The sequence below is a fragment of the Massilia sp. P2_C2 genome (assembly GCF_056404615.1).
On sequence record NZ_JBFUDR010000349.1, the window covers coordinates 1 to 5,769 of the forward strand.

Here is a 5,769-nt window from a genome sequence, read left to right on the forward strand (position 1 = left end):
GTAGGGTGGGCACCCCTGTGCCCACGCGGACGTATGCGTCGAGGCAAGGCATGGTGGGGTAGTAAACGATAGGAGAAGTCAGGCATGATGGAACTGGTGGTGGATGGCCGGAATACGCTCGGCGAAGGAATCATCTGGGACGCGCGCGGACAGCGCCTGTTCTGGACGGACATCGAATCCAGCGAACTGTGGTCGCACGCGCCCGCGACGGGTGCGTTGCGCTGCTTCCCGCTGCCCGAGCGTCTCTGTTCGCTGGCGCTGACGGAGGACRATGGCCGGCTGTTGCTGGCGCTGGCGTCCGGTCTCGCGTTCTTCGACCTGGCCAGCGGCGCGCTCGACCGCATTTGCGACGTCGAAGCCGACCTGCCCACCACCCGCCTGAACGATGGCCGCACCGACCGCCAGGGTCGCTTCGTGTTCGGCGCCTTCAACCAGGCCGAGAACCCGAAGGCTGCCATCGGCGGCTTCTATCGCCTGAACCACGACCTCACGCTGGAGCGGCTGCCGCTGGGCGGCGTCGCCATCGCCAACAGCATTTGCTTCAGCCCGGACGGTGGCACGATGTACTACGCCGACTCGGCCACGCGCGAGATTCGTTGTTGCGATTACGACATCGCTACGGGCGCCGTCTCCAACCTGCGCGTATTCGTCCCGGCCGATGCCGCGCCGGGCGATCCGGACGGCTCGACGATCGATGCCGACGGCTATCTGTGGAGTACGCGCTGGGGTGCCGGCCAGGTTGTCCGGTTCGCGCCCGACGGCACGGTCGACCGCGTGCTGACCTTGCCGGCGCCGCAGCCGACGTGTCCCGCGTTTGGCGGCCCCGGCCTCGATGTGCTATTTGTCACTTCGGCAACAGTCGGCCTGCCTGCGGGGCAACTGGCCAATGCACCAAAATCGGGCGGTGTGTTCGCGCACACCCTGCCTGTAAGGGGCTTGGCAGAGGTTCGGTTCACTGGTCGGCGCTGATAGCGATAACAGCGATGCCGATATCGGTATCGGTTGCCGTTAAAAATTGATTGGAAAGTTATCTGACCGGCCTTTACACTTCCATCATCGCTGAGCTGGACGACGACCTGTCGCTCAGGACTAAAAAACGACGACGGAGGAAGGACACATGTCCGAGACGAAGAAGAAGCCCACCCTGCGTTCCGCAGCGTGGTTCGGTACCCAGGACAAGAACGGCTTCATGTACCGGAGCTGGATGAAGAACCAGGGTATCCCCGATCATGAGTTCCAGGGCAAGCCGATCATCGGCATCTGCAACACCTGGTCCGAACTCACCCCCTGCAACGCCCATTTCCGCAAGCTGGCCGAACACGTCAAGCGCGGTATCCTGGAGGCGGGCGGCTTCCCGGTCGAATTCCCCGTGTTCTCGAACGGCGAATCGAACCTGCGTCCGACCGCCATGCTGACCCGTAACCTGGCCAGCATGGACGTCGAAGAATCCATCCGCGGCAACCCGATGGACGGCGTCGTCCTGCTGGTCGGCTGCGACAAGACCACGCCCGCGCTGCTGATGGGCGCCGCCAGCGTCGACATTCCGGCCATCGTCGTCACCGGCGGTCCGATGCTGAACGGTAAGCTGAACGGCAAGGACATCGGCTCCGGCACCGCCGTCTGGCAGCTGCACGAGCAGGCCAAGGGCGGCCAGATCTCGATGCACGACTTCCTCGCCGCCGAAGCCGGCCACTCGCGCTCGGCCGGTACCTGCAACACGATGGGCACCGCATCGACGATGGCCTGCATGGCCGAATCGCTCGGCGTCTCGCTGCCGCACAATGCGGCGATTCCCGCCGTCGACGCGCGCCGCTACGTGCTGGCCCATATGTCCGGCATCCGCATCGTCGAGATGGTCAACGAAGACCTGAAACTGTCGAAGATCCTCAAGCGCGAGAACTTCGAGAACGCGATCCGCACGAACGCCGCGATCGGCGGTTCCACGAACGCCGTGATCCACCTGAAGGCCATCGCCGGCCGCATCGGCGTGCCGCTGGAACTGGAAGACTGGACCAACGTCGGCAAGGGTACCCCGACCATCGTCGACCTGCTGCCGTCCGGCCGCTACCTGATGGAAGAGTTTTATTACGCCGGCGGCCTGCCGGGCGTGCTGCGCCGCCTGGGCGAAGCGAACCTGCTGCCGCACAAGGACGCGCTGACCGTGAACGGCAGGACGATCTGGGAAAACGTGCAGGACGCGCCGATCTACAACGACGAAGTGATCCGCAAGATCGACAACCCGCTGATCGACGACGGCGGCATCTGCATCCTGCGCGGCAACCTGGCCCCGCGCGGCGCCGTGCTGAAACCGTCGGCCGCATCGCCGCACCTGATGAAGCACCGCGGCAAGGCCGTCGTGTTCGAGGACTTCGACCACTACAAGCAGCGCATCGTCGATCCGGACCTGGACGTGGACGAGAACTCGGTCCTCGTGATGAAGAACTGCGGTCCGAAGGGCTACCCGGGCATGGCCGAAGTGGGCAACATGGGGCTGCCGCCGAAGCTGCTGGCGAAGGGCATCACCGACATGGTCCGCATCTCGGACGCGCGCATGAGCGGCACCGCCTACGGCACCGTCGTGCTGCACGTGGCGCCGGAAGCGATGGCCGGCGGTCCGCTGGGCATCGTCAAGGACGGCGACTTCATCGAACTCGATTGCAAGAACGGCCGCCTGCACCTGGACGTGTCGGACGAAGAGATCAAGGCCCGCCTCGCGGACCGCGCCGAAAACCAGAAGGAAGCGCCGCGTACCGGTTATGCGGGCCTGTACCTGGAYCACGTGCTGCAGGCGGATGAGGGTTGCGATTTCGACTTCCTCGTCGGTTGCCGCGGGTCGGCCGTGCCGAAGCATTCCCATTAATGTTGGCATTCGCGTGGGCTCGGGGAGCCCACCCTACGGCGGATTCACCGCACATCAACGTAGGGTGGGCACCCCGTGCCCACGCGTTTAACCATATGAACACCCGCGCATTGCGCCTCGGAGACATCTGACCATGCTGCTCATCCAATACAAAACCGCCGCCGGCGAACGCCGCGTCGGCATCCTGAACGGCGACGCCGTCACCGCCATCACCGGCTACGCCACCACGCTGGAACTGGCCAAGGCCGCCATCGCGCAGGGCAAGGGCCTGGCCGCCCTGGCCGACGCCGCTGCGAAGGGCGCCACCGAATCCTACGAAGCGATCGCCACCGAAGGCCGCCTGCTGGCCCCGCTCGACCACCCGGACGCCGCCCACACCTACGTCACCGGCACGGGCCTGACGCACCTGGGCAGCGCCGACGCGCGCGATGCGATGCACAAGAAGATCGGCGGCGACGTCGAGAGCCTGTCCGACTCGATGAAGATGTTCCGCATGGGCGTCGAAGGCGGCAAGCCGGAAGCCGGCAAGGCGGGCGTGCAGCCGGAATGGTTCTACAAGGGCGACGGCTCGATCGTGCGCGCCGGCGGCCAGGACATGGAAATGCCGGACTTCTCGCTGGACGGCGGTGAAGAGCCGGAGATCGCCGGCCTGTACGTGATCGGCGACGACGGCCAGCCGTATCGCGTCGGTTTCGCGCTCGGCAACGAGTTCTCGGACCACGTGACGGAACGCCAGAACTACCTGTACCTCGCCCACTCGAAGCTGCGCAACTGCGGCGTCGGCCCGGCGCTGCTGGTCGGCGAACTGCCCGCGCACGTCGAAGGCGTGTCGCGCATCCGCGCCGCCGACGGCTCGGTGCGCTGGGAAAAAGCCTTCGTGTCCGGCGAGCAGAACATGTCGCACACGATCGGCAACCTCGAATACCACCACTTCAAGTACGGCCTGTTCAACCGCCCGGGCGACGTGCACATCCACTTCTTCGGCACGGCCACCCTGAGCTTCGCCGACAACGTGACTGTACATGCCGGCGAGACTTTCGAGATAGAATCGCCGCAGTTCGGCCCAGCCCTGCGTAATAAACTGGCCGTTCAATCCTCTCAATTCGCGAAAGTTAAAACCTTATGACCATTGCACAAATCACCGGCGAAGCCCTCATCGGCGGCGTCGCCCAGCGCGGCGCCGGCGGCTCGTTCAAGGCGTGGAACCCGACCGCGCGTGAACACATCGAACCCGCATTCCACATGGTCGACAAGGACCAGATCGACCAGGCCTGCCGCCTGGCTGGTGCCGCGTTCGACATCTTCCGCAACACGACCGACGAAGAGCGCGCCGCGTTCCTCGACACGGTCGCCGAGCAGATCATGGCCCTGGGCGATGCGCTGGTCGAACGTGCGATGGCGGAAACCGGCCTGCCGCGTGCCCGCATCGAAGGCGAGCGTGGCCGCACCTGCAACCAGCTGAAACTGTTCGGCAGCCTGTTGCGCGAAGGTTCGTGGCAGGATCCGCGCATCGATCCGGCCCTGCCGCAGCGCACGCCGCCGCGTCCGGACCTGCGCAGCCGCCTGATCGGCGTCGGCCCGGTCGCCGTGTTCGCCGCTTCGAACTTCCCGCTCGCATTCTCCGTCGCCGGTGGCGATACGGCATCCGCGTTCGCGGCCGGCTGCCCGGTCGTGCTGAAGGCCCACTCGGCCCACCCGGGCACGTCGGAACTGGTGGCGCGCGCCGTCGTGAAAGCCGTCGAACTGTGCGGCCTGCCGGCCGGCACGTTCACGCTGCTGACCGGCACCGGCAACGGCATCGGCCAGGCCCTCGTCGGCCACCCGGCGATCCAGGCCGTCGGCTTCACCGGCTCGCGTTCGGGCGGCACGGCGCTGATGGCCGTGGCCGCAGCGCGTCCGCAGCCGATCCCGGTCTATGCCGAGATGAGCAGCATCAACCCGGTGTTCCTGCTGCCGCAGGCGCTGGAACAGCACGCCGAGCGCATCGGCCGCGATTTCGCGACCTCGCTGACGATGGGCGTCGGCCAGTTCTGCACCAACCCCGGCCTCGTGCTGGCGATCGACGGTCCGGGCCTCTCGACCTTCTGCGCATCGGCCACCGCCGCACTGAACGACACCAAGCCGGCCACGATGCTGTCGGCCGGTATCGCGTCGAGCTTCCGCCGCGGCGTCGAAGCGCTGGGCAGCAACGAAGCCGTGACGACGCTGCTGCGCCTGGAACACGAAGACAACCAGGGCCACGCCGCGCTGTTCCGCGTGGAAGGCGCCGAATTCCTGGCCCGCAAGGAACTGCACGAAGAAGTGTTCGGCCCGGCCTCGCTGCTGGTCGCGTGCGAGAGCGTCGAGCAGATGCGTGACATCGTCGAGCACCTGGAAGGCCAGCTGACCGCTGCCATCCACCTCGAAGAAGGCGACATCGAGGCCGCCAAGGTCCTGATGCCGTCGCTGGAGCGCAAGGTCGGCCGCATCCTGGCCAACGGCTTCGGCACCGGCGTCGAAGTGGCGCATGCGATGGTGCACGGCGGTCCGTTCCCGGCCACGGCCGACGGCCGCAGCACCTCGGTGGGCACGGGCGCGATCTTCCGCTTCCTGCGCCCCGTGGCTTACCAGAACCTGCCGCAGGYCCTGCTGCCGGCGGTGCTGCGCGACGAGAACCCGCGCGGCATCTGGCGTCGCCGCGATGGCGCGCTGGGCAAGGACTGATACGCCGACGTAGCGCATACGTCACGCGTGGGCACGGGGGTGCCCACCCTACGACGGTAACAGGTAGGGTGGGCACCCCGTGCCCACGCGTAACGCAAAGCAGGATCCGGCGCCCGTTTTTGCGGGCGCCGCTTAGAATAAGATTATCGGATGGAGACGACGAATGGGTACTTTAGCCAGGTACGGTAGCCTCGAAGGCAAACGGG

The 5,769-nt window shown here is 66.4% G+C and carries 4 protein-coding genes; all 4 read left to right on the top strand.

Translation table 11 applies throughout. The features are described 5' to 3' along the window. Window positions 1–84: 84 nt before the first annotated feature. Window positions 85–969 (top strand): SMP-30/gluconolactonase/LRE family protein, encoded by an 885-nt coding sequence (locus AC1DYX_RS26710; RefSeq protein WP_477264512.1) that lies wholly within the window; start codon window positions 85–87, stop codon window positions 967–969. Between the two features lie 148 nt (window positions 970–1,117). Then, a complete protein-coding gene (locus AC1DYX_RS26715; RefSeq protein WP_477264514.1) occupies window positions 1,118–2,860 on the top strand; it encodes an IlvD/Edd family dehydratase in 1,743 nt (580 codons plus the stop codon). Between the two features lie 133 nt (window positions 2,861–2,993). Further along, window positions 2,994–3,986 (top strand): AraD1 family protein, encoded by a 993-nt coding sequence (araD1, locus tag AC1DYX_RS26720; RefSeq protein ID WP_477264516.1) that lies wholly within the window; start codon window positions 2,994–2,996, stop codon window positions 3,984–3,986. Beyond that, a complete protein-coding gene (locus tag AC1DYX_RS26725) occupies window positions 3,983–5,563 on the top strand; it encodes an aldehyde dehydrogenase (NADP(+)) (RefSeq protein ID WP_477264518.1) in 1,581 nt (526 codons plus the stop codon). The genes araD1 and AC1DYX_RS26725 overlap by 4 nt, the downstream gene beginning before the upstream one ends. Window positions 5,564–5,769 lie beyond the last annotated feature (206 nt).

Coding starts and splice junctions, on each gene's coding strand:
- araD1 (WP_477264516.1), top strand. CDS start 2,994: ATGCTGCTCATCCAATACAAAACCGCCGCCGGCGAACGCCGCGTCGGC.